21 protein-coding genes and 1 pseudogene are annotated in these 23,030 nt (G+C 59.1%); 19 read left to right on the top strand and 3 right to left on the bottom strand.

The features are described 5' to 3' along the window. Positions 1-7: 7 nt before the first annotated feature. Positions 8-1,360, bottom strand: coding sequence for an ABC transporter substrate-binding protein (locus tag AXG89_RS35950; RefSeq protein WP_062001317.1), 1,353 nt, complete (start codon positions 1,358-1,360; stop codon positions 8-10). A gap of 283 nt (positions 1,361-1,643) precedes the next feature. On the opposite strand from AXG89_RS35950, the gene AXG89_RS35955 reads away from it, so the two are divergent. Beyond that, entirely contained in the window at positions 1,644-2,768 is a 1,125-nt protein-coding gene (locus AXG89_RS35955; protein ID WP_075358161.1) for an ABC transporter ATP-binding protein, read from the top strand. Positions 2,769-2,867: 99 nt separating this feature from the next. Here AXG89_RS35955 and AXG89_RS35960 read toward each other — a convergent pair whose 3' ends face one another. Then, on the bottom strand, positions 2,868-4,979 hold the full coding sequence (locus AXG89_RS35960) for a hypothetical protein (RefSeq protein ID WP_162916227.1): 2,112 nt from the start codon (positions 4,977-4,979) through the stop codon (positions 2,868-2,870). On the opposite strand from AXG89_RS35960, the gene AXG89_RS42650 reads away from it, so the two are divergent. The 9 genes from AXG89_RS42650 to speB all read left to right on the top strand — a co-directional run bounded on the left by AXG89_RS42650 (position 4,963) and on the right by speB (position 12,927). After that, positions 4,963-5,340, top strand: a complete 378-nt coding sequence (locus AXG89_RS42650) for a hypothetical protein (RefSeq protein WP_162916228.1) — start codon at positions 4,963-4,965, stop codon at positions 5,338-5,340. The genes AXG89_RS35960 and AXG89_RS42650 overlap by 17 nt on opposite strands. Before the next feature lie 1,007 nt (positions 5,341-6,347). Next, entirely contained in the window at positions 6,348-7,205 is an 858-nt protein-coding gene (locus AXG89_RS35965; RefSeq protein WP_062001314.1) for a transporter substrate-binding domain-containing protein, read from the top strand. A 15-nt stretch (positions 7,206-7,220) separates the two neighbouring features. Then, positions 7,221-7,883, top strand: coding sequence for an amino acid ABC transporter permease (locus AXG89_RS35970; protein ID WP_075358906.1), 663 nt, complete (start codon positions 7,221-7,223; stop codon positions 7,881-7,883). Between the two features lie 5 nt (positions 7,884-7,888). Next, positions 7,889-8,542, top strand: coding sequence for an amino acid ABC transporter permease (locus tag AXG89_RS35975; RefSeq protein WP_075358907.1), 654 nt, complete (start codon positions 7,889-7,891; stop codon positions 8,540-8,542). After that, complete coding sequence (locus AXG89_RS35980) at positions 8,539-9,342, top strand: amino acid ABC transporter ATP-binding protein (RefSeq protein ID WP_062001312.1); 804 nt, start codon at positions 8,539-8,541, stop codon at positions 9,340-9,342. Before AXG89_RS35975 ends, AXG89_RS35980 begins: the two co-directional genes overlap by 4 nt. Further along, positions 9,339-10,589: a M20 family metallo-hydrolase gene (locus AXG89_RS35985; RefSeq protein ID WP_062001311.1), complete on the top strand. Its 1,251-nt coding sequence runs from the start codon at positions 9,339-9,341 to the stop codon at positions 10,587-10,589. Before AXG89_RS35980 ends, AXG89_RS35985 begins: the two co-directional genes overlap by 4 nt. Before the next feature lie 25 nt (positions 10,590-10,614). Continuing rightward, positions 10,615-11,307 (top strand): DUF1989 domain-containing protein, encoded by a 693-nt coding sequence (locus AXG89_RS35990; RefSeq protein ID WP_062001310.1) that lies wholly within the window; start codon positions 10,615-10,617, stop codon positions 11,305-11,307. Positions 11,308-11,456: 149 nt separating this feature from the next. Further along, positions 11,457-11,978, top strand: coding sequence for a helix-turn-helix domain-containing protein (locus tag AXG89_RS35995; RefSeq protein WP_062002285.1), 522 nt, complete (start codon positions 11,457-11,459; stop codon positions 11,976-11,978). A gap of 10 nt (positions 11,979-11,988) precedes the next feature. Then, a complete protein-coding gene (speB, locus tag AXG89_RS36000) occupies positions 11,989-12,927 on the top strand; it encodes an agmatinase (RefSeq protein ID WP_062001309.1) in 939 nt (312 codons plus the stop codon). 959 nt (positions 12,928-13,886) lie between these two features. Here speB and AXG89_RS36005 read toward each other — a convergent pair. Further along, entirely contained in the window at positions 13,887-15,194 is a 1,308-nt protein-coding gene (locus AXG89_RS36005; protein WP_075358750.1) for an MFS transporter, read from the bottom strand. A 167-nt stretch (positions 15,195-15,361) separates the two neighbouring features. Here AXG89_RS36005 and AXG89_RS36010 point away from each other — a divergent pair. From AXG89_RS36010 to AXG89_RS36050, 9 genes and pseudogenes are all read left to right on the top strand, one after another. Then, a pseudogene (locus AXG89_RS36010) lies at positions 15,362-16,104 on the top strand (GntR family transcriptional regulator). Positions 16,105-16,141: 37 nt separating this feature from the next. Continuing rightward, positions 16,142-17,830: a malonate decarboxylase subunit alpha gene (gene mdcA, locus AXG89_RS36015; RefSeq protein WP_062001306.1), complete on the top strand. Its 1,689-nt coding sequence runs from the start codon at positions 16,142-16,144 to the stop codon at positions 17,828-17,830. 5 nt (positions 17,831-17,835) lie between these two features. Then, the gene (locus tag AXG89_RS36020; RefSeq protein ID WP_075358751.1) at positions 17,836-18,693 is read left to right on the top strand and encodes a triphosphoribosyl-dephospho-CoA synthase; all 858 of its coding nucleotides are present in this window, start codon (positions 17,836-17,838) and stop codon (positions 18,691-18,693) included. A gap of 16 nt (positions 18,694-18,709) precedes the next feature. Continuing rightward, the gene (locus AXG89_RS36025) at positions 18,710-19,012 is read left to right on the top strand and encodes a malonate decarboxylase subunit delta (protein WP_075358752.1); all 303 of its coding nucleotides are present in this window, start codon (positions 18,710-18,712) and stop codon (positions 19,010-19,012) included. Continuing rightward, positions 19,009-19,854, top strand: a complete 846-nt coding sequence (locus AXG89_RS36030; protein WP_075358753.1) for a biotin-independent malonate decarboxylase subunit beta — start codon at positions 19,009-19,011, stop codon at positions 19,852-19,854. Before AXG89_RS36025 ends, AXG89_RS36030 begins: the two co-directional genes overlap by 4 nt. Beyond that, positions 19,851-20,663 (top strand): biotin-independent malonate decarboxylase subunit gamma, encoded by an 813-nt coding sequence (gene mdcE, locus AXG89_RS36035; RefSeq protein WP_086386680.1) that lies wholly within the window; start codon positions 19,851-19,853, stop codon positions 20,661-20,663. The genes AXG89_RS36030 and mdcE overlap by 4 nt, the downstream gene beginning before the upstream one ends. Then, entirely contained in the window at positions 20,660-21,292 is a 633-nt protein-coding gene (locus tag AXG89_RS36040) for a malonate decarboxylase holo-ACP synthase (RefSeq protein WP_231941498.1), read from the top strand. The genes mdcE and AXG89_RS36040 overlap by 4 nt, the downstream gene beginning before the upstream one ends. Continuing rightward, positions 21,289-22,218, top strand: a complete 930-nt coding sequence (gene mdcH / locus AXG89_RS36045) for a malonate decarboxylase subunit epsilon (protein ID WP_075358793.1) — start codon at positions 21,289-21,291, stop codon at positions 22,216-22,218. Before AXG89_RS36040 ends, mdcH begins: the two co-directional genes overlap by 4 nt. A gap of 88 nt (positions 22,219-22,306) precedes the next feature. Then, a complete protein-coding gene (locus tag AXG89_RS36050) occupies positions 22,307-23,026 on the top strand; it encodes a DeoR family transcriptional regulator (protein ID WP_062001301.1) in 720 nt (239 codons plus the stop codon). The last annotated feature ends 4 nt before the right edge of the window (positions 23,027-23,030 follow it).

The following is a 23,030-nucleotide window of genomic DNA, read 5'->3' on the forward strand; positions in this document are numbered from 1 at the left end:
ATCGGCTTTACTTGAGCAAAGGCTTCTTGCCGTCGTAGTAACCCGCTTTCTTCAGGATGTCTTCTGTCTTCGTGCCGATCGTCTGTGCACCGTCTTTCACCGATACCTGGCCGAGCATGATCTTGCTGCCCCACTCGCCGATCACTTCCGACACGGCCGGCCATTCCGGGAAACGCGGCCGGTAGTCAGGCACGCCGCCTTGCCACGATTCGACCATCGGCTTCACGAACGGATACTTGCTTTGAACATCGGCTTCCTTGTAGACCGCCGTGCGGCCGCTGACACCGCCCGCTTCCAGATACGGCTTGGCCATTTCCTCGGAAGTGATCCACTGGATGAACAGCCACGACGCTGCCTGCTTCTTCGCATTCGACTTCGCGTTCACGGCCAGCGAGAAACCACCCAGCGCAGGCTTGAGTCCGGCAGGCCCCTTCGGTTCGGTCGTGATCGCCAGGCAATCGCCGATCTTCGACTTGCTCGGATCAGTGAGCGTGGGATAGAACGCCGACCATTCCGTGATCATCGCGACCTGCCCTTGCGCGAGCGCATTCACGGCCTCCGCATGGTCGTAATCGACAATGCCCGGCGGCATGTACTTCATCAGCTTCTGCCGGTACTCGAGACCCGCCTGCGATTGCGGCGACATCAGGTTCGATTTGAACTTTGCGTCGAGCAACGACCCGCCGTTGGGCCACAACATGCGCATGAAGCTGTCGGCCGATTGCGTTTCGCCGCGACGCGACTGCAGCGCGAATGCAAACTGGTTCTTGTCGGGTTTCGTCAGCTTCGGCGCGTAGACGTTCAGCAGTTCGTCCCACGTCTTCGGCGGTTCGTTGAAACCCGCGTCCTTCAACATGCACTTGTTGTAGAACATCAGGCCCGAGTAGTTATCGAACGGAAGACCGTAGGTGGTCTTGTCCCAGGTGCCGAAGGAGTCCAGCAGGATCGGGAAGAATCCCGGCAGGTTCAGCTTGGGATCGGCGAGCTTGGGGTTGTCGGTAAAGGTCTTGATGGGCACGAGCCACTTGTTGCTCGCGAACTCGCCAATCCAGACCACGTCCACGAGCACCACGTCCTGGTCGCCGCCGCCGACGAAATTCAGCACCTGCTTTTCGCGGGTGTTCTCGTAAGGGATAACCTCAGTACGCACCTTGATGCCGGTTTCTTTCTCGAACTGGGGTATCAGTTTCGATGCCGCCTTGTATCCCGGCCGGTCAAGAAAGACAGCCTTGATGGTCGTGCCGGAATAAGGCTCCGCTGCTTCCTTCAACGTCCATGCGGACGCGTTCGACACCGATATCAAGGATGCCGTAACGCCCAGCAGCGCGAACGCCGCGGCCTGCGTGCAATGCTTCTTCATGCCTGTCTCCTGGGTAGTTCTTTTTAAAATGCCCAAAGCGGTCGAGGCCGGTTGAGCTGTTCGCGCGTGCTGAATGTCCGACTTGTGATCCTGCTTGTAATCCTGCTCTTGCTGCCGTTTCACTTGTAATTTCAGTTTTACAATTGTATATTTGGACGCGAACAGGTTGTCAAGAACAAATTCGAAAAGCACCGCTTGCTGCGTTGCAGGGCATACCGCGTGCAAAGCAACTTACTTTGCTCAGGCGCTGATCCGTGGCGCGGGGCATCTGCAGGAGACACGCATGAGTGCAGTTCAATTGCATCAGATCCGAAAGGCGTTTGCCGGAACGGAAGTATTGAAGAGCGTCGACATTGCCGTCACCGATCGCGAGTTCATGGTGTTCGTCGGCCCTTCCGGGTGCGGCAAATCCACGTTGCTGCGCACCATCGCAGGCCTTGAACGCAGTGACTCAGGGCAAGTACTGATTGGTGGCGAAGACGTCACCGACCTCGAACCCTCGCAACGCGGCGTGGCCATGGTGTTCCAGTCGTACGCGCTGTATCCGCATATGTCGGTGTACGAGAACATTGCGTTTGGACTGCGGATGATCAAGTTGCCCGAAGCTCAGATCAAGGAACGCGTGCAACGCGCCGCACAAATCCTGCAGATCGAACAATTGCTCGAACGCAAGCCTCGGGCGTTATCAGGCGGCCAACGTCAGCGCGTTGCGATCGGACGGTCGATCGTGCGCGAACCGAAGGTATTTCTCTTCGATGAACCGTTGTCCAACCTCGACGCGGCGCTACGCGTGCAGATGCGGCTTGAGCTGATCAAGCTGCACAAGCAGCTCAACGCAACGATGATCTACGTGACGCATGACCAGACCGAGGCCATGACAATGGCGGACCGGATCGTGGTGTTGAATCATGGGAAGGTCGAGCAGATCGGCTCGCCGCTCGAGCTTTACAGGACGCCGGTGAACCATTTCGTTGCCGGGTTTATCGGATCGCCGAAGATGAATTTCCTGCCCGCCAAGGTTCAGCGCGCGGACACGGCCGGCGTAACGATCGGCTTGCCGGGAGGAGCGTCCATCACGTTGCCGTTCGTCGCCGATGGGGTGACGGCCGGCGATACGCTGAGCTTCGGCATCCGTCCCGAGCATCTGATGGAAACGGCTGCGAGCGGCGCAGAAGGGAAGTTGTCCGGCACGGTGATGGTGGTCGAGCACCTTGGCGGCGAAACCTTGCTGCATGTGAACCTCGACGGCGATGTCCTGATCCAGGTGAAAGGCTCGGGGGAATCGACCGCGGTTGACGGCCAACCCATCGATGCCGGTTTCAACCTGCGTCACACGCATCTGTTCCGCGAAAACGGCGAAGCGCTGAAGCGGCTTCAGACAGTGCCGGCAAGCGCGGCTACGGCTTGAACAGGCGTTCATCCAAAGGTTCACGGGAATAAAAAAACACGAGGCCCCGGATATTCCGAGGCCTCGCGTTCTCTCATGCACTTGATTACTACTTGCCGCTTACTTAATCAGGCTCAGATAGTTGCCGCTCGGGTAAGCAGTGTTCAACCACGTCGACAAACGATTCACCTGGGTCTTGTCGATCCCGTCAGCCTGCATCTGCGGAATCTGGTTCCACGTCCACGTCGGGAAGTTCTCGACGGTTCCGCCCGACACCGTCCCGTGAACATAGTCGATCGCGCACAGGCTTCGCATGCTCCAGAAGCAGGTGGTCTCGCCGGATACCGCATTGGCCTGACCTTCACGCTGCCACGAATCGATGTTGAAGCTGGTCGTGGTGTCCATCCAGTTCGACAGGAACGCGTTCACGACCGCCTGCTCCGTCGCAGGACTCGTGCCTTTCCAGACGCCGGTCTGCCCGCCGTTCCAGACGTCCAGCGGACTGCTGTCGCGAATGGTCCAGCCGCGTTGGACATCGGCCACGCCCACACCGTTATCCATTTCCTGCGCGCCCTTCAGCACGTAGAGGAAGTTGCGGATCGGCTCCGGTCTGCCACTGGCCTGATACAGGTTGTTGAGCAGTCCGTATGCATATTGCCAGTCGGTCGGCATGTGGACGTTATGCGCGCCCGAGCCCGGGTTCAACAGGATCTGCAGGTAATACCACTGGTTGGCCTTCACGTAATGCGCGACGGGGCTGCCGAACATGCTGTTGTCGGCTGGGAAACCCTGGATATGCGGCGACACGTTGAAGACGAAGCGCCAGTATCCGCACCAGCCGCGCGTCTCGGCCTTGGGCGCGTTTTGTGTGTTGACCCATGCCGCCGGACAGTTGGTTTCCAGCGAAAAGTCCTGGGCAAGTTCCCACGACTTCATCAGTTGCCACTGCGCCGTACCGTACAGGTTCTTCTGCTGCGCAATCGTGTAGCTGCCGTTCACGCCTTCGTTGGGCGGCGTAAACCGTTCGCCAAATTCCACACCCCAGTAATAAAGGTTGCCAAAGATATCGCCGGTCTTTCCCTGCGCGTAGCTAGTGCCGCCATTGGCAAGCTGGGCTCGCATATTGTAGGTCGCCGTGCCCGTGCCTTCGCCCGCGTATTCCTTGTTCAGATTGCTGTTCGTGAAGTAATCACCCCACGCGTCCTTCGGATGAATGCGGGGCACCCAGTGATTCCAGTCGGGCAGTTGGAAGCCGATTGGGATTTCGCGAATGTTGATATGCCCCTTCGTCGATATCGCTGCTTTATTGACGCCGCTCGGGAAAATCGCGGCAAGCGTATCCAGATCATTTTCCGATACAGCATCAATACCGGCGCCGCATGTCCAGTCGCTTACCGGCGCGCTATCCAGACCGGGACCCGGCTGATACGGCGGATTCCACGGGCGGCACTTCGGACCCGGCGTGGGATTCGTGCTTGCAAGACTACGGATATAACTGGCAATCTGCATACCCTGGTTCTGCGACAAGCCGTGATATTCGCTTCGAACCACGATCGAGTTGTTCGAGTAATTGAACTTGAACAAATCGTTGCCGCTCGCGCTGTGGCAGTCCATGCAATGCGCCTTGAGCTGGTGACCCGAATTGACCGGCGAATCGATCAGCGTCGCGGTTTGCCACAACTTTTGACCCGCGGAGATATCGGCTGTGTTCGCAAGCGGCGCAGTCCATTTAGTCGGATCGTCTTGCGTGAAATTGCTGCTGGCAATCAGCGCATTGCCCGACGCATCGAGCAAATTGAACGACAACACGCGATAACCCGAGCTCACGCCATCGGTGGTATTGAAGCGGAAACTGATCGTGTTGTTTCCGTTGATTGCGCCCGTCACGGGTACGTTCAACTTGATGGTGTCGTAACCGCCGCCAATGCCGCCATACAATTTCGCGTTGCCCAGCACAGTCACGTTTGCATTCGTCAGATCGATCCACTTGCCGCCGTTGATCTGGACCGAACCCTTGGCGTCGTAGGAGAGATTGTTGACCTGCATGGTCAGCGTATTCGCTGACGCGCCCGCCGGAACGGCGAGGGTGGTCGTCACAACAACGCCGCTGCCCGCGCCCATCACCTCCAACGGCATGACCACCGCACCTGCGACGGGAGTCGTGGGCGTCGTGGTCGCCGGAGGCGTGGTCGCGGTCGTCGTGGCCGGCGCTGTCGTGGACGTCGCTGGCACGGAAGTCGAGGGTTTGCGCCTGCGCGCAGCGGCAGCGACGCTGCTGTCATTGACGGTTGCGGTACTCGCCGAATCGGGCGTTGCGCTGGCTACGGCCGCTGCTGCAGTACTGCTTGTTGCTGCTGCGGTATCGGAACTATCGCCACCGCCGCAAGCGCTCAACACAGCGCTAGATGCGAAACAGATTAACAATGCCTTATTGAGTTTTATCATTTTTTATGAGTTGCGGAAAAGATTAGAAACCTCACGAAAAAAGTCGATGAGGCTTGACGTCTTCAGAAGAAGCGTGATTTCCGCGGAAACGAACACTTGCATGCTGCGGACAGCGGTGAACGCGATTAACGCAATCAAACAGTGTTAATCTGCAATTCAACTTATTTGTCAGATGAATTAAACCAAAGCGGGCGGCTGAATTGATGTGTCGTCTCAAAGCCGGTTAATTTCGGCATAGGCTCTACCTCCACGCAATAAGTGGTCAAAATTCAATTCAAATTCAACTGAAATCACGCCCGCATGAAAAGAGTGATCAACTTGGAAACTGATAGTCCTCGATACGCTACTAAACCATAAGTGTTTGTTCAAACAATGAAAAACATATTTCGTTACATTCAATCGACCGTAAATATTGCTCAATCAGATCGATATCACGATTCATTGCATGATATGCACGAATCAGATCAGCTATTGCGCACTATCCAATCATGCAGTTTCCGAGGCCATATAAGATTCGGCAATGACAGCAATAGCTTTCCAAGTGCACCGTGATAGCCCATCCGGATTAACAAGCCGATATAACCCCTTTGCGCCGGGATTCTAAACGTATCGAATTGATTACTCGAACGCAAGAGTGTGACATTTTGTGAGATTTAGATTACAAGCTTATTCATCACATTAATAAAATTAAGGGTCGCAAAGACCGAAGCAAGCAACAAGCGCGATCAGCGATGGCGGAAAACGACAGCTTGATGGCTGCTTAAGCCTTATCTGGAAAAGCTCGGCGTTTTGTCTTAAGTAACTACCGGTCGCAGTCAGTTTGAATAGTTCAGACATTTCAGATTGCCCGGGAGAGTGATTAGGCAGGAAGGTAGCGGCGAAAGTGATTGTTGGGCATCGTCCACAAAAAGTTGTGCGCAATAGCACAAACCGGTTTCAAGCGAACTTGTGCCCTGAAGACCGCGTTGTGCATAGCAAGCACTGTATCGGTGCCGTCAACGCGTTCGCATCCCACTTCGGTGCAAGGTTGCAACTCTCGTGTACGGCCAATCCAGCGTCCATGTCATGGCATGCTTCATGCATAGTGAATTTCATTCAAGTTACTTGAACCAAATTCACTAACCTATCATTGCGGCGCGGCCGCACGGGAGCATCATGCATAAGCCATTTCGAACGTTTGTCCTGTCGATGACCGGCGCATTTGCGCTGATTGCATCAGTACCCGGTTTTGCACAGGGCAGCGATCTGCTCGCCCGCGTAAAGGCAAACAAGGAGATCACGGTCGGCACGGAAGCGCGCTACGCGCCGTTCGAATCCATTGAAAACGGCAAGATCGTGGGCTACGACGCCGACCTGCTGCAATACGTATTAAAGTCGCTGCCCGATGTAAAACTCAAGCAACTCGACCTGCCCTTCCAGGGCCTGTTGCCCGGCCTCGACGCCAAGCGCTTCGACATGGTCATCACCGCCGTCACCGTGAACAAGGACCGTGCGAGTCACTTTGCTTTCACGTTACCTGTCGCCGATGCCACCGCCGGCGTGCTCGTGCGTTCGAACGAAGCGTCCATCAAATCGCCGAACGACCTGAACGGGAAGATCGTCGGCTCGCAGACGGGTTCGGCCCAGTTGCAGGCACTCATGGCGCTCGACAAAAACCTGAAAGCCGCTGGCGGTCCCGGCATCAAGCAGATCAAGCAATACGTCGCGTTCGATGAAGCATATGCGGACCTGGCCGTCGGCCGTCTCGATGCGGTCGCGCAGTCGGTCGCGAACCTCGGGCCCTTGTTGAAGTCACGTCCGGGCGTGTTCACGGTGCTGCCGCAGAGCATTGGACCGAAGAGCTACTTTGCGTGGGTCGCGCGCAAGGACGCAGACAGCGCCGCACTGCTGAAGCTTTTCAGTGATGGGATCGCGCGTGCGAACAAGGACGGCACCATGAAAGCGCTGCAGATGAAGTGGTTCGGCACGACTATGGATGTTCCTTCGGACGCCGTTCCCGAACCGTCGATGTAAGCAACGTTCATCTATATGAACCCTCCCGATCTCCTTGCGCGTTGCGCAAGTTATCTGCCGCAATTACTGGACGGCGCGATCACCACGTTGTGGCTTTCGGCCATTGCAGTGGCGTGCGGCTTCTTCGCGGGCATCTTCATCTACATGATGTCGGCGAGCGAAAGCCGGACCTTGTCAACGGCTGCACGCGTGTATGTCAGCGTCTTTCGCGGTACGCCCGTCCTCGCACAACTGCTGGTGTTCTATTACCTGCCCTCCGGTCTCGGTTGGGCGATTCCAGGGGTGGTCGCGGCGGCTATCGGGTTATCGATGAACACGGCGGCTTATCAATCGCAGATTCTCGGCACGGGATTTACCGCGATTCCACGCGGGCAGATCGAGGCCGCAAAGACGTTCAACCTCACGCGGCGCCAGACCCTGTGGCACATCGAGATCCCGCAAGTGGTTGCGTTGACCCTGCCGGCGCTGGTCTCGGAGATGATCGATATCGTCAAGGCGTCCGCAGTGGTGTCGGTGATTGCCGTGACCGACCTGATGCGCGTCGGGCAGCAACTGTCTTCGTTCAGTTATCGGCCGCTCGAGGTCTACACGCTCGCTGCGTGCTTTTATCTTGCGATCACGTCGATGCTTTCCCTCGCTGGACGAGGTATCGAACGGCGCATGGCGCGGCGGGCGTGACCGACATGAACAGTTTTCTCTTTCTCATCCCTCGCTTTGCCGATGCCATCCTCGTTACGCTCGAAGTCAGCGTAGTCGCGGCCTTCATTGGTGCTTTGGGCGGCTTTGTCCTGAACGCGTTGCGCCTTCGATTTCCGCGGTTGCTCGGCGCGCTGTATCGCATCTATATATGGCTCGTTCGCGGGACGCCGTACCTTTCGCAACTGGTGATCGTCTACTTTGGGCTGCCCGTCATAGGCGTCACGATGACCGCCGTGCAGGCGACCATCGTCTCGCTTGCGATTTATTCCGCCGCCTATTTCGCGGAGATTTTTCGAGCAGGCTGGGCCAGCATTCCAAGTGGGCATATGGAAGCGGCGCGCGCATTTGGCATCGACCGATGGTCAGTGTTTCGAAGCATCGAACTGCCTCAAGCCATTGCGTTCGTCATGCCGTTGCTTGCGAACCAGACCATTCTCGTCATCAAGGAAAGCGCGGTTGCATCGATCATCACGGTGCCCGAGTTGACCATGACTGCAAGCGACATTGTCTCGTCCACCTATACGTACATCGGTCCATACGCGATGTTGATCATCTGCTACTGGCTTCTCACGCAATGCGTCGCCGTTGCCTTCAAATGGGCGTCGGTGCTCATCGCTCCATCGCGTAAAACCTCATGAGCTCACTTCCCATTCTCGAACTTCGCGCTGTGGGTAAATCGTATGGCGCCAATCGCGTGCTCAAGGGCATCGATCTGACCGTGCAGCGTGGAGAGATCGTTTCGCTCATTGGACCGTCGGGTTCCGGCAAGACGACGGCGTTGCGCTGCATGAACTTCCTCGAAGCCTACGATGAAGGCGAGGTCTGGATCAAAGGCCAGTTGCTTGGTTATCGATCAGCAGGCCGTGCCGAACGTGACCGCGATAGCGAGAAGAGCATTGCGGACGTGCGACGGCCAGTTTCGATGGTATTTCAGCAGTTCAACCTGTGGCCGCATATGACCGTGCTCGGCAACGTGGCGGCGCCACTGGTGTTATCGAAAAAGGCAGATAAGGGCGATGCGTACAAGCAGGCGCTTGCAGCGCTCAAGCGCGTCGGTCTGGTCGAAAAGGCGCATGCGTATCCGGCGTCGTTGAGCGGCGGACAGCAACAACGCGTGGGAATTGCGCGTGCGTTGGCCATCGAACCCGAAGTCATGTTGCTCGATGAACCCACGTCCGCACTCGACCCCGAACTCGTGGAAGAAGTGCTGAGCGTCATCCGCTCTCTTGCGCAAGACGGCATGACGATGGTGATGGTCACCCACGAGATGAGCTTCGCCGCAAAGATTTCGGATCAAGTGGTGTTCATGGAGGCCGGAAAGATCGTGGAAGCGGGGCCGCCCGAGCAACTCTTCGGCAACACGCGCACACCGCGCTTGCAGCAGTTCCTGAAGCCCTGGTTCGATCGCAGCCTGACTTCCGTCGCGGGGCTTGAATGATTCAGGACGACGCGCTCAAAACCGCATGCAGCATCAACGCAACGCGCCTTCTTGAATCCATCCAGACACTTGCGCGCTTCGGCGCGCGTGATGATGGAGGTGTGGACAGGCCGGCGCTTTCGACAATCGACATTGAAGCGCGCCGCCACCTGGTCGAGCGTGCGATCGCACTCGGCTGCACCGTGCGCACCGATGCCTGCGCAAACCTCTTTTTCCGTCGCGAAGGTCTGCAAGATCTGCCGCCGGTCATGACGGGCAGCCATATCGATACTCAACCCACCGGCGGCAAACTCGACGGATGTTATGGCGTGCTCGCAGGCTTCGAATGTCTTGCTGCATTGAACGATGCCAACATCCGGACGCGCCGCCCGTTCGAAGTCGTTGCATGGACCAACGAAGAAGGCACGCGGTTCCAACCCGGCGCGATGGGGTCGAGTGCGTTCGTCGATCCAGCCTTGCTCCAACACTACGGACAAGCGAAAGACGGCAACGGCATCACGCTCGCTGCTGCGCTCGCGGCGCATCGTGACGCGTTTCCTGCGATCGAAACACGTGCCGTGCAAGAGAATGCGCATGCGTTCGTTGAACTGCACATCGAACAAGGCCCGCTGCTCGAACTCGCCGATATTCCTCTTGGTGTAGTCACCGGCATCCAGGGCGTGCGCTGGTACGCGGTGCACTGCAAGGGCGCGGCTGCGCACGCCGGCACCACACCCATGCACGCGCGCCATGACGCCATGACGCTCGCGGTCGCCGTGCGCGCGGAGATATCGGCGCTTGCACACCAGCTCGGCGGCGTCGATACCCGCATCACCTTCGGCCGATGGACCGTGTTGCCCAACTCCATCAACACGATTGCATCGGACGTCACGTTCACGGTGGACTTCCGTCATCCGGACGCGTCCGTGCTCGATGCGTTCGATACCCGGCTGAGCGCCTGCATCGAACGTCATGGCGCTACGCGCGAAGCGTTGTTCACGCATCCACCGGTCGTGTTTGCGCCCTCGGTCATCCGTCGCGTCGCAGAGGCATGCAACGCACTCTCATCACCGCCGATGAACATCACATCCGGCGCGTTCCACGACGCCATGTATCTGGAGAAGCATTGCCCGACCGCGATGCTCTTCGTCCCAAGTCGCGGCGGCATCAGCCATAACCCGCTCGAAGCCACCGACGACGATCACCTCGTTCTGGGCACGCGCGCGCTCGCGCACTGCCTGGTCCAGCTCTGCAACGAAGCACCCTGAAACTGATACGACTTAAGGAGTCACCATGAGCACGCCGCACGTTGAACATCATCACGACAACAGCCACGAACTCGGCGAGAACGCCACGCTGCGCGAACCCATTTCCGCCGATGGCATGCCGGAGATCGGCAAGACCTATACCGTGCCGGCGCGCAATGGCCGCGCGGTTCGCGTGAAGGCGGGTCAGACGATTCGCATCACCAACACGCACGGCGCGCAGGTCTGCGATACGTGGATCTTCAACGCGAATCACCTCGACGAATTCCTTTCGTTCGAACACGCGCGCGCATCGCTTGATAAAGTCATTCCGCAAGCCGGCGATCCGCTGATGACCAACCATCGCCGGCCGATTGCAGAGCTCGTCGCCGACACATCGCCCGGTGTTCACGACACGCTGATGGCGGCCTGCGATTTGTATCGATACAAGAATCTCGGCGTGCATGGCTATCACGACAACTGCGCCGACAACATGCGCATGGCGTTGAAAGCCATCGGACTGCGCGCGCGAGAAGTACCGCAACCGTTCAACCTGTGGATGAACATTCCGATCAAGCCGGACTATTCCATTGAGTGGCTGGCGCCGGTATCGAAGGCAGGCGACCATGTGGACATCAAGGCAGTGATGGATTGCGTCGTGGTGATGTCGGCGTGTCCGCAGGATATTATTCCCATCAACGCGCTCAATCCGCTGGAAGTCGAATTCACGGTGCTGACGTAGACCCTCAAACTTTTAGAAGAGCCTTCCTGGTGGCCACAAAAATCCCCGCAGCACGAAAATCGGCCAGCGCACACCCGCGCGCAAGCAAGCCTGTCGAGGTTCAGCCCGATCCGGCGGCGGCACTCGGCGTGCGTCTCAAACACGCACGGATGGTCAAGCAACTGACCCTGAAAGCGCTCGCGGAGCAGGCCGGCTGCTCGGAAAGCATGTTGTCCAAACTGGAAGGCGGTCACGCGCAGCCATCGCTCGCGACGCTGCACAAGATTGCGCTGGCCTTGTCGACCAATGTGGGCGCGCTTGTATCGGGGCCCGACATCAACACGTCGCCCGTACAGCGCGCGAACGAGCGGCCGACGACCGAGTTTCCGTCGGCCGGCAAGCGGCTTTCGATCATGCTTGAACGCGTGATCGTGCCCGCTGCCGGACAGTTGTTGCAAAGCGATATACACGTGATCGAACCGCTTGCAAGCAGCGACGAACAGATCAGCCACGCGGGCGAAGAGCTCGGTTATGTCATCGAGGGCGAGTTCGAACTGACACTTGGCGACGAATGTCATGTGCTGCACGCAGGTGACACCTTCTACTTTCCCAGCACCGTGCCGCATAGCTACCGCAATCCGGGCAAGACGGTGACACGCGTGCTGTGGACCAATACACCGCCTACTTTCTGACGAGACATTCATGCCCGGCACCGATCGAAGCCAGATGGCGCTTCCGCGTTTCAGCGGCATTCCAACGTTCATGCGGGTGCCGTATTGCACGAATATCGATGAACTCGATATCGTGCTCGCCGGCATTCCGTTCGACGGTGGCGTCACAGCCCGTCCGGGCGCGCGTTTCGGTCCGCGCGAGATCCGCAACATGTCGAGCATGACGCGTGCGATCCATCATGTATCGCGTTTCAATCCCTTCGATGTTTGCCGCGTTGGCGATATCGGCGATGTGCCGTTCACCGATCTGTTTCATCTTGAACGCTCGCATGAAGACATCCGGCGCTTTTTCGAGCCTGTGTTCGCCGCTGGCAAGATTGCGTTGAGCGCAGGCGGCGATCACTCGATCACGTATCCGATCTTCCAGGCCATGGCGCCGAAGGCGCCTATCGGCATGGTGCATATCGATGCCCATACCGACACGTGGGACAGCTTCAAGGGATCGAAATTCACGCACGGTGCGCCGTTTCGCCGCGCGGTCGAAGCGGGCCTGCTGGATCCGAAACGTACGATCCAGATCGGCATTCGCGGCGCGCAGAATTCCGATGAAGGCTGGCGGTATTCGCTGGAAAGCGGGATGCGGGTGGTGTTTATTGAAGAGTTCGACGAACGTGGGGTGAATGCAATCATCGGGGAAGCGCGCAAGGTGATAGGCGATGGTCCGGCGTATCTTTCACTCGATGTCGATGGTCTTGATCCGGTCTATACGCCAGGGACGGGTACACCGGAGATTGGCGGTCTGACGACGCGGGAAACGTTGGGGCTGCTGCGCGGGCTGGACGGGCTTAACTGGATCGGCGGGGATGTGGTGGAGGTTTCGCCACCCTACGACCCGAGCGGTAACACGGCACTTGTTGCCGCTACGCTCATGTATGAGATTCTTTGTTTGCTGGCGCGGAGGTTTGGGTGAGGTTGGGCGGCCGGTTTTTTTGTGGTCGGGGTTGTTGGTGGGTTGCTGCTATTTGGGCCTGTGCGCGTTATATTCTGGCTGTTCTCTTTATCACTATTAGCCACTGTGCGTGGCGGCACTCCATTTCACGCGTTGTGCGCTGGCGCTCGGGACAGTGTTCGTTGCGGTCAGGGTTGATGCCGGGTTGCTGCTGTTTGAACTACCGCGCGTTCTGTTCTAGCTGACTTCTTTTGCACTATTAGCCACTGTGCGTGGCGGCACTTCATTTCTTTTTCCAACGGCGAAAAAGAAACGAAGCAAAGAAAACGCCTCTCAACCGCTAATTCTTAAGTGTCCCGAGCGTGCACTGACAACTGTTTGGTACTTCAGAAGAACGCTCGACGCCATAACCACCAACAGTTGAAACCCTCCCCCTCCGAACACCGATACCCACACGCTTCGCCACCAGTGTGGGAATCCGTCAATTAGGCCTCCGCGCTGCGCGCGCTGGCGCCCGAACGTAAGAGTTGGCTGTTCTGGTTCCGTTTTCCCCGTGTTTGCCTAGGACCACTGGCGAAATTCGGGCAAGTTGAGCATGCTGTAGAGCCGTTACGGCTCAACCAGTTGTTATGCGTTGGTCAGGTTTCCGTATTGACTGCCACAGTTACTAGTGGCGAAGCGTGTGGGTATCTGTTGACGGAGGGGGAGGGGTTCAAGTGTTCGTGGTTATGGCGTCGAGCGTTCTTCTGAAGTACCAAACAGTTGTCACTGCACGCTCGGGACACTTATTTGCCCTCGGTTGGGAGGCGTTTTCTTTGCTTCGTTTCTTTTTCGCCGTTGGAAAAAGAAATGAAGTCCCGCCACGGACAGTGGCTAATAGTGCTAAAAAAGTCAGCTAGAACAGAACGCGAGCAAGCTCAAACAGCAACAACCCGGCATCAACCCCGACCGCAACGAACACTTTCCCGAGCGCCAGCGCCCTAGTGCGGTAAATCCTGCCCCTTCGTTTCAGGAGCAAACGGAATCACCGCCAACCCGACCACAAACGCAATGGCAGTCAGTGCAATCGGCACGCCGAGAGTCTTCATATGCAGCACCATCGCGCCGATGCCAAAATTCACGATTGCCCCAAAAAACCGCCCTATCGATGTACAAAACGCAAACGCCGTCGCACGCACGCGAGTCTCAAACTGCTCCGGCAACCAAAGACTGAAGAGCGCAAAGTTCCCGCCAAAAAATCCCAGCACGACCAGCAACGCAATAAACGGCACGAGCCCGCTCTCGAGATAAAACGCCCAGCCAAACGCGAGCACAATCGACGCAGCCATGCCAACGAAATACACCGCCAGCGTCATCCTGCGCCCGATCTTCTCGGCCATCGGCGGCAACGCAAGACACCCGACAATCGTACCGATAGACAACAAGCCCGTAGCAATCGATGCCATCCGCGACGCTTCCGGCTTCGTCATGCCGGCCTTCGTCGCAAGCTGGATCACGGCCGAAGGTTCATAAACCGCACCCGCCCACAAGCCGATGATCGCGACCGTCAGCAACACGGTCGCAACAATCGTCCGCTGTCTGTACTGCGCAGAGAAAATGGACCGCAACGAACTGGCCTGCTTGACAACCGTTGCTTCAACCTTCTGCCACTTGTCCGTTTCCTTCACGCGCAGCAACACGACGATCGACACAACTACCGGCACCACACCGACCAGGAACATCGCGCGCCATCCAAACGTCGCCCCGATGGTGTAGTTCAGCGCCGCCGCAATAAAGAATCCAGCGTAGTACCCGGTCTGCAGATACCCGGCGCCCATCTTGCGGCGATCTTCGGGCCACGCCTCGGCCACATATGTACCGGCCAACGCCCACTCCCCGCCAATACCCACGCCCGCCAGGAATCGATAAATCCCCAACTCCCAGACCGTATGCGATGTCGCCGCAAGCCCGGTGAAAATTGCAAACGTGAAGATGGTCGCGGCCAAAACCTTGGTGCGCCCGAACCGGTCGGCGAGCGGTCCCCAGATGAACGACAGCCCCCATCCAACCAGAAAGAGCGCAAACAGGATCGACCCGGCAAGGCCCACGTTCGCTGGCGTGGCCGCATAACCGGAACGGGGCAACAGTTCGGTAAGCGCCGGCGCCAGCACCAGCGCATAGATGAACGAGTCCATTCCGTCGAGCGTCCAGCCCGCCCATGCGCCCCAGAAGCCCACTATCTGCGTCCGGTTGAGCGGCGTGCGCGTGCGCCGGCCGGCGGCTATCGTTGGTTCCAACGTGCGTGGCATGAATGTCTTCCTGGTTAAAAGCGACGCGCGCGGCAAGGATGATCGGGCGTCTGCGGGTAAGCACCGGGTCCTGCTCAAAAGCCTTAAAGGTGCAATTTGATATATAATATTTGAAATTGCGCGGATAACCACTCCGCACTTGTACCTAGCTTCGGTGAATAAAGCGTATGAAAAACGAGTTGAACCCGGCATTTCGCGAGGCGCAGTTCGAGCCGCGCCAAAGCACGTCGCGATACATTGCGGACGCGTTGCGCTCGGCCATCGTCGAAGGTACGTTGTTGCCGGGCGAACCTCTGCGGCAGGACGCCATCGCCAGGCAGTTTTCGGTGAGCGCCATCCCGGTACGCGAAGCGTTCCGGCAACTGGACAGCGAAGGCTGGGTAACGATCGAACAGAACCGGGGGCGTCGGTCAGCCTTCAATCTCCTGACGAAGCGCGCGAGATCTACGAGATTCGTGCATCGCTGGAGAGCCTGGCCGTTGGCATCGCGATTGAACGTCATACGGAAGCAACCCTTGCAGAAGCACGCGAATTGCTTGAAGCTGCTGCGAACGAGCGTGATCCGGCGCTATATGTAGTGCGCAACGAACAGTTTCATATGAGCTTGTATGCGCCGGCCGAACGTCCGCACTTGATGGAACTGATCGGCACCATGCATAGGCGCGGCGAGCGTTATCTGCGTCTCAAGTTCGGCATGCCGACGTTCAAGGGCCAGTCCGACGCGGAGCATGAAGCCATTCTCCAGGCGCTGCACGCCCACGATACCGAGGCGGCGCAAACGCTTGTCGCGCGTCATCTGCTTGCAACGGGCGAACTGGTTTATCGTTTCCTCCACGACGCGCAAATGCAGGCACAAGCCTCGCAACCGAAGAAACGCCGCCGCTCTTCCACCGCTTCGAAGTCCGCGTAAGCGCCGATCTTCGAGAGACAGACACCGAGGCCATCGCATGAATCCTCCCGCACAAGCCGATACCAATACCGATACCGCTCCGGCACCGCGCCAATGGAACACGCGGGCGCTGGAAAAGGCGCGGCGACTGAAAGCAATCGAAGGCTGGCTCGACAACGGCGTGCTGAAGTCCGAACGCATTGTCGATGCGCTGGAAACGCTGATTCAATCCGGCGATCGTGTCGCGCTCGAAGGCAACAACCAGAAACAGGCAGATTTTCTCTCGCGTGCGTTTGCGAAGCTCGATCCTTCGCGCGTGCATGACGTGCATCTGCTGATATCGAGTATCAGCCGGCCTGAACACCTGACGTTGTTCGAACGCGGGATTGCGCGCAAGGTGGACTTCTCGTTCGCCGGACCGCAGAGCCTGCGTGTGGCGCAACTGCTCGAAGACGGGCAGCTCGAGATCGGCGCGATCTATACCTATATAGAACTGTATGCGCGGATGTTCATCGACCTGACGCCGCAAGTGGCGCTCGTCTGCGCGGTGCAAGCCGACCGGCACGGCAATCTCTACACGGGCCCGAATACCGAGGACACGCCGACCATCGTTGAAGCGACGGCGTTCCGTCATGGCATCGTGGTGGCGCAGGTGAACGAGATCGTCGACGAACTCCCGCGTGTCGATATCCCCGGCTCATGGGTCGACGTTGTCGTGCAGGCGGACCGGCCATTCGCGGTCGAGCCGCTGTTCACGCGCGATCCGCGTCATATCGGCGAGTTGCAGATCCTCATGGCGATGATGACCATACGCGGCATCTACGAGCGTTATGGCGTGCGGGCGCTCAATCACGGCATTGGCTTCGATACCGCCGCCATCGAACTGCTCTTGCCTACGTATGGCGCGGCGCATGGCCTCAAGGGCAAGATCTGCACGCACTGGGCGCTCAATCCGCATCCCACGCTGATTCCGGCCATAGAAAGCGGCTGGGTCGAAAGCGTGCATTGCTTCGGCAGCGAAGTGGGCATGGAAGACTATATTGAAGCGCGTTCGGACGTGTTCTTCACAGGACGCGACGGCAGCCTGCGTTCCAACCGCGTGCTCTGCCAGCTCGCGGGCCAATATGGCGTTGACCTGTTCATAGGCTCGACGTTGCAGATGGACGCCGATGCAAATTCATCCACGGTGACGCTCGGACGTCTCGCCGGTTTTGGTGGCGCGCCGAACATGGGACATGATCCGCGCGGACGCCGCCATTCGAGTGAAGCGTGGTTATCGTTGATGAAAAACGATGGGCCGAATAGCGCCATCAGCCGCGGCCACAAACTCGTGGTGCAAACCGCCGAGACTTTCAAGAAAGGCGGCGAGCCGACCATCGTCGATGCGCTCGATGCCATCGCCGTCGGCAAGCAAAGCAACATGCCGATCGCCCCGGTGATGATCTACGGCGACGACGTCAGCCATGTCGTCACCGAAGAGGGCATCGCGTATCTGCACGCGGCGGAGGGCGTTGAAGAGCGTCGCGCGGCGTTGCGCGCGGTCGCGGGCGTGACGCCTATCGGCATGCGTGCCGATCCTGCGAAGACCGCAGAACTGCGCCGGCGCGGCGTGGTCGCGTATCCGGAAGACCTCGGCATTCGACGCGGGGAAGCGAAGCGATCGTTGCTTGCGGCGCGCAGTATCGATGACCTGGTTGCGTGGTCCGGCGGTTTGTATCAACCGCCCGCAAAATTTCGCGGCTGGTAAGCGCCATGCCTTGCGCTCAGGCTGTTCTCAAAGACTTTGTTTGCGATCCATTGGCGCTCGCCGATTGCGCGATGAACGCGTTGATCGAGGAAGCGTGCCTCACGCCGAAACCTGCCTTGGTGGATCGGCGCGGCAGCGGTGCGCATCGCGATCTCGACCTCGATATCATGCTGCGTTCCGCACGCGCACTGCAGCCGACATTTCTCGCTCTGGCTCGTGCGTCGTCAAACACGCGACCTTCGCAACGCTTGCGCGAGCAGCTTGCGCGCATCGGCCGGGAAGGCGAAGTTGCGATGATGCGTGCGACCGGCGGCAGCAATGCGCATCGGGGTGCAATATGGATTGTCGGCTTGCTGCTTGCCGGAGCTGCGATGAGTCCGTCCGGCGCCTTGACAACGGTGTGTTCTCAAGCCGCCGCGATCTCGCGATTCGAGGATCGATTTGCACCTCAAGCGGTGGCACAAACACACGGCGCTCGCATCGTCCAGAAGTTCGGCGTCGCCGGTGCGCGTGGTCAGGCGGCCGAGGGTTTTCCTCATGTGCTCGAAGTCGGCTTGCCGGCGTTGCGTGAATCTCGCACAAGAGGGGCGTCCGAAAACGAGGCGCGCCTTGACGCGTTGCTTGCGATCATCGCCACGCTCGATGACACCTGTCTTCTGCATCGCGGTGGCCGCGTGGCTTTGGAAGCCGCACAATCCGGCGCGCGTGAAGTATTGCAAGCAGGCGGCGCATCGCAATCCGAAGGGTTTGCCGCCCTCTTGCGTCTAGATCGAAAGTTAATGGAATTGAACGCGTCGCCCGGAGGCGCAGCGGACCTGCTCGCCGCGACGCTCTTCCTCGATACCCTGCCCTGCGTCGGCTGACGCTGAGAGATCCGCCATGGAAAACCTGCGCTACGAATACCCCGCCACACGCCCCGTGCCGCAACGCGCACATGTGGGCGTCGTGGGCTCGGGAGATCTGGAAATACTGCTGTCGCCATCGGAGACAGATCACGCGGAAGTGGTGATCCGCACGAGCGTCGATGGATACGAAACCGTCTGGAAAAGCGTGCTCGACCGGTTTTTCTCGCGATACGACGGCGCCGCAAAACTCGAGTTGAATGACTTCGGCGCGACGCCGGGCGTCGTGATGTTAAGGCTCGCCGAGGCGGTTGAAGCCAGCGAAGGAGAAGCGTCATGAATGCTCACGACAGCTTTATCGCGCAGCATAGTTTTATTGAATTGACGGCGCGTGAGCGCGCTCGCGCGTTGCTCGATCCGGGTACGTTCCGCGAGTTGCTCGGACCCTTCGACCGGCTCGAGTCGCCGTGGCTCGCCATGCAAAACGTGGTCTGCCAATCGGACGATGGCGCGGTGATCGCACGCGGAACGCTTGGCGGCGAGCCGGCTGTGATCGCGGCGATCGAACCTGCGTTTCAAGGCGGGAGCATTGGGGAAGTGTCGGGCGCGAAGATCGCGGCATCGCTTGAATTTGCGCTGCGCGAGTTCGAAGCAGGTCGCACGATACGTCCAGTGATCCTGTTTGAAACGGGTGGCGTGAGGCTGCAGGAAGCAAATCTCGGGCTGGCCGTGATCGCGGAGATCCAGGCCGCAATCATCGCGTTACGCCGATACGTGCCGGTGGTCGGCGTGATTGGCGGGATGGTGGGATGCTTCGGCGGAATGTCCCTGGCTGCGGCCTTGTGCAGTTATCTCGTGATGACGCGCCAGGCGCGGCTCGGCATGAACGGACCGGAAGTGATCGAACAGGAAGCGGGCGTTGAAGAGCTCGATTCACGCGACCGCAAGCTCATTTGGTCGATGATCGGCGGCGAGGAACGCGCAGCGGTCGGCCTGGTCGATACACTCGTTGAAGACGATACGGGTCAGGTCCTGACCGCCGTACTCGACATGTTCAAACGCGGCGTGCCGAAGAGTCATCGGACGGAGCAAGTCGACAAACAACTCGAACGGCTTTCGCGCATCGATCCATCGTCGATCGACCCCGTCATTCTGCGGACACTTTGGCAAGGAGACGCATGATGAGCGCTACTCGTGGACAGATCTGGATCGACGCGCTGACATCGCGTGAACTGAATGACGATGGTCCGATCCGCAGCGCCGATGCCCCGCTCGGCGATACAACCGCGCGCTTCATCACCGTCGTGCCGGACCTTGCCAACCGCTTTCCGCGCGCCACGGACAATGTCGTCGGACTCGAACAGGGATGGTTGCTCGCGCGTGCCGTGCGCGAAGCGCTGGACGCAGATCGCGACGCAAAGGTGAAGCGCCCGATCGTTGCTATCGTCGACGTCAAGAGCCAGGCGTATGGACGTCGCGAAGAACTGCTGGGCGTGCATCTCGCGTGCGCGGCAGGCGTCGACGCTTATGCAAGCGCCCGGATCGCCGGGCATCCGGTGATCGCGCTGATCGTCGGCCCGGCCATGTCCGGCGCGTTTCTCGCGCACGGTTATCAGGCAAACCGCATTGTCGCGCTGGACGCGAGCGGCATCAGCGTGCACGCAATGGGCAAGGAAGCGGCCGCCCGCGTCACGCGCCGCAGCGTGGAAGGACTCGATGAACTCGGCGATCGCGTGTTGCCGATGTCCTACAAGATGAGTTCCTACGCGAAGCTCGGGCTGTTGCATGAACTCATCGAAGGGATCAATGCCGATACGCCCGGGCGTGAAGACGTCGAGCGTGTGAAGGCTTCGCTGGTCGCCGCCGTGGACGATGCACGTCGAGGTCCGAACGATTTGTCGTCGCGCTTGCAGTCGGCGGACGCAAAACGCAATCGCGCCGCGTCGATAGAAGTGCGCAAGCGCATGGCGGAGCAATGGAACGCGTCGTGAATCCCCACGACTTGTTGCGGCTTGGACAGGACGCACCGGCTTTCAAGGAAGCGCCTGCGTGGGTCGCGGCTTCGCTCGAGCGCGCGCCGTTCGTGGTAGTTCGTCGTGCGCGAAAGCGGGAGGGACGCGTTGCGGTCGGGATTCGTGGCGCGGTCCGCAGCGAACGTTTTGGCGCGTGGCTGGACATGCAACATGTTCACGCCGTGCTTACGCCTGAAATGCTGACATCAAGAAAGCCGCATGAAACGCGTGCCGCTTTACCCGCGTTCAAGTTGCTCCAGGCCGTAGCGCCGATCTGCGAGTCGTCCGGACTTGCATGGGGACCTACGGGCAGTGTCGGCTTCGAGATGGCGAGCGACTGCGCCACAGTGACCGACAAAAGCGATCTCGATCTTTTGATGCGTGCGCCCGACCCACTCGATCGCTCCGCAGCAAAGACCTTGTTCGACGACCTGTCGGCCGCCGCTTCCGAATTCGCAATACCAATACGTATCGACGTTCAAATCGAAACCCACGATGGCGTGTTTTCGCTCGCCGAATTCGCTCATCCGGGCGCACGCGTGATGCTGCGATCCGTCGATGGCCCGAGGCTCGTCGCCGATCCGTGGCAGACGAGTCGCGCCGCATGATCGCATTCCTTTTCCCCGGCCAGGGCTCGCAGTTCACGAGCTTCCTGCATACGCTCGGCGGTGCTTCGCCGCACGCGCGTATTGACGCGACTTTCGAAGAAGCGTCGGACGTGTTGCGTATGAACGTTCTCGATCTCGACAGCGTAGTCGCGTTGAAATCCACCGTTGCCGTGCAGCTCGGCTTGTTTATCGCCGGCGTGGCGACCGCGCGTGCGTTGCGCGAAGAAGGTATCGTGCCCGACGCGGTCGCGGGCTTGTCGGTGGGCGCATATGGCGCGGCGGTCGCGGCTGACGCCATTGATTTCAACGACGCCCTGCTTCTCCTGCAACTACGCGCGCAACTCATGGAACGCGCTTATCCGCATGGTTACGGCATGCTCGCGGTGTCAGGCTTGAGCGAGCGCGAAGTCGACGCCCTCATTGCCCGTACGAATGCAAAGGCGGCATTCATTGCGAATCTCAATGCGCCGCGGCAGATCGTGGTGGCCGGCGCCGACGGCGATCTCGACCTCGTGCGGCAGCAAGCGCTGCAAGCAGGCGCGCGCAAAGCCGAGCGCCTCGCGGTAAGCGTGCCGTCACACTGCGTCCTTCTGGACGATGCCGCCCGCGAACTCACCGAAGCTGCGTCGAAGGTCGAATTCAGGACGCCGTCGATTCCGTACATCGGCAATCGCGGAGCGCGTCCGTTGCGTCAGGCCGATGCAGTGCGCCTGGACCTTGCGACGAACCTGCGTTACCCCGTTCGATGGCACGATTCGACCGTCGTGCTGAGCGAACTCGGCGCGCAAGTTTTCGTGGAGATGCCGCCGGGACGCACGCTCACGCAACTCGCCGACGAAGCGTTGCCGGGCATCGCAAAGGTCGCTGTCGAACAGACGCCGATGACAACCTCAGCGGCCCTGATCAAGGCGCGCGCCGTAGACTGAAGTGAACGGACACGACACGCGCGCTTGTTATAATCGTCTCACCCGGAGAACAAGAACTAACAACCACAACCGCGCCCACGTTCTCTCAATGACCAAAAACGATCGTCTGCGTGTCCTTGCCGAAGCTTTGCGCGAGCAGAGCGTGATGCGTCTTCGCGATGCCGCGACCTTGCTCGATGTATCGGAGATGACGGTTCGCCGCGACATCTCGTCGAGCCCGGGGACATTCACTTATCTCGGCGGTTATATCGTCCGCGCGTCGGACGTGCCCAATGGATCAGGCTATACCATCGACGAAGAGAAGGATCACTTCGCGCAGGCCAAGGCGGATGCGTCTGCGGTCGCCGCGCGTTTGCTCGTGGACAGCGAGACGGTTTTCATCGATTGCGGGACGACGCTGACCACCCTCGCGCGGCTGATTCCCGCCGACATGCATCTGACGGTCGTGTGTTATTCGCTCAATGTCGCCGAGATCCTGCGGCGCAAGGCCAACGTACGGATGATCTTGCTGGGCGGCGTGTATGCGCCGTCATCGGATTCATTTTCCAGCGATGAAAGCATCGAGACGCTGAAACGCATGGGAATCAACAAGGCGTTCATATCGGCGGGTGGGGTCGACGACACGCGTGGCGTCACGTGCTGGAATTTCCATGAAGTCGCGATCAAACAGGCCGCGATGGAAAGCGCGGTCGAACGGCATCTTGTCGTCGATGCCAGCAAGCTGGGGAAAGTCAAGGCACTGCGGTTCTCTCAACTCGACAAGTTCGACTCCGTGATCACGGAGAAGGGAATGAGCCCGAAAGCGTGAGTGG

The sequence above is a fragment of the Burkholderia sp. PAMC 26561 genome (genome assembly GCF_001557535.2).
Lineage (GTDB): Bacteria > Pseudomonadota > Gammaproteobacteria > Burkholderiales > Burkholderiaceae > Caballeronia.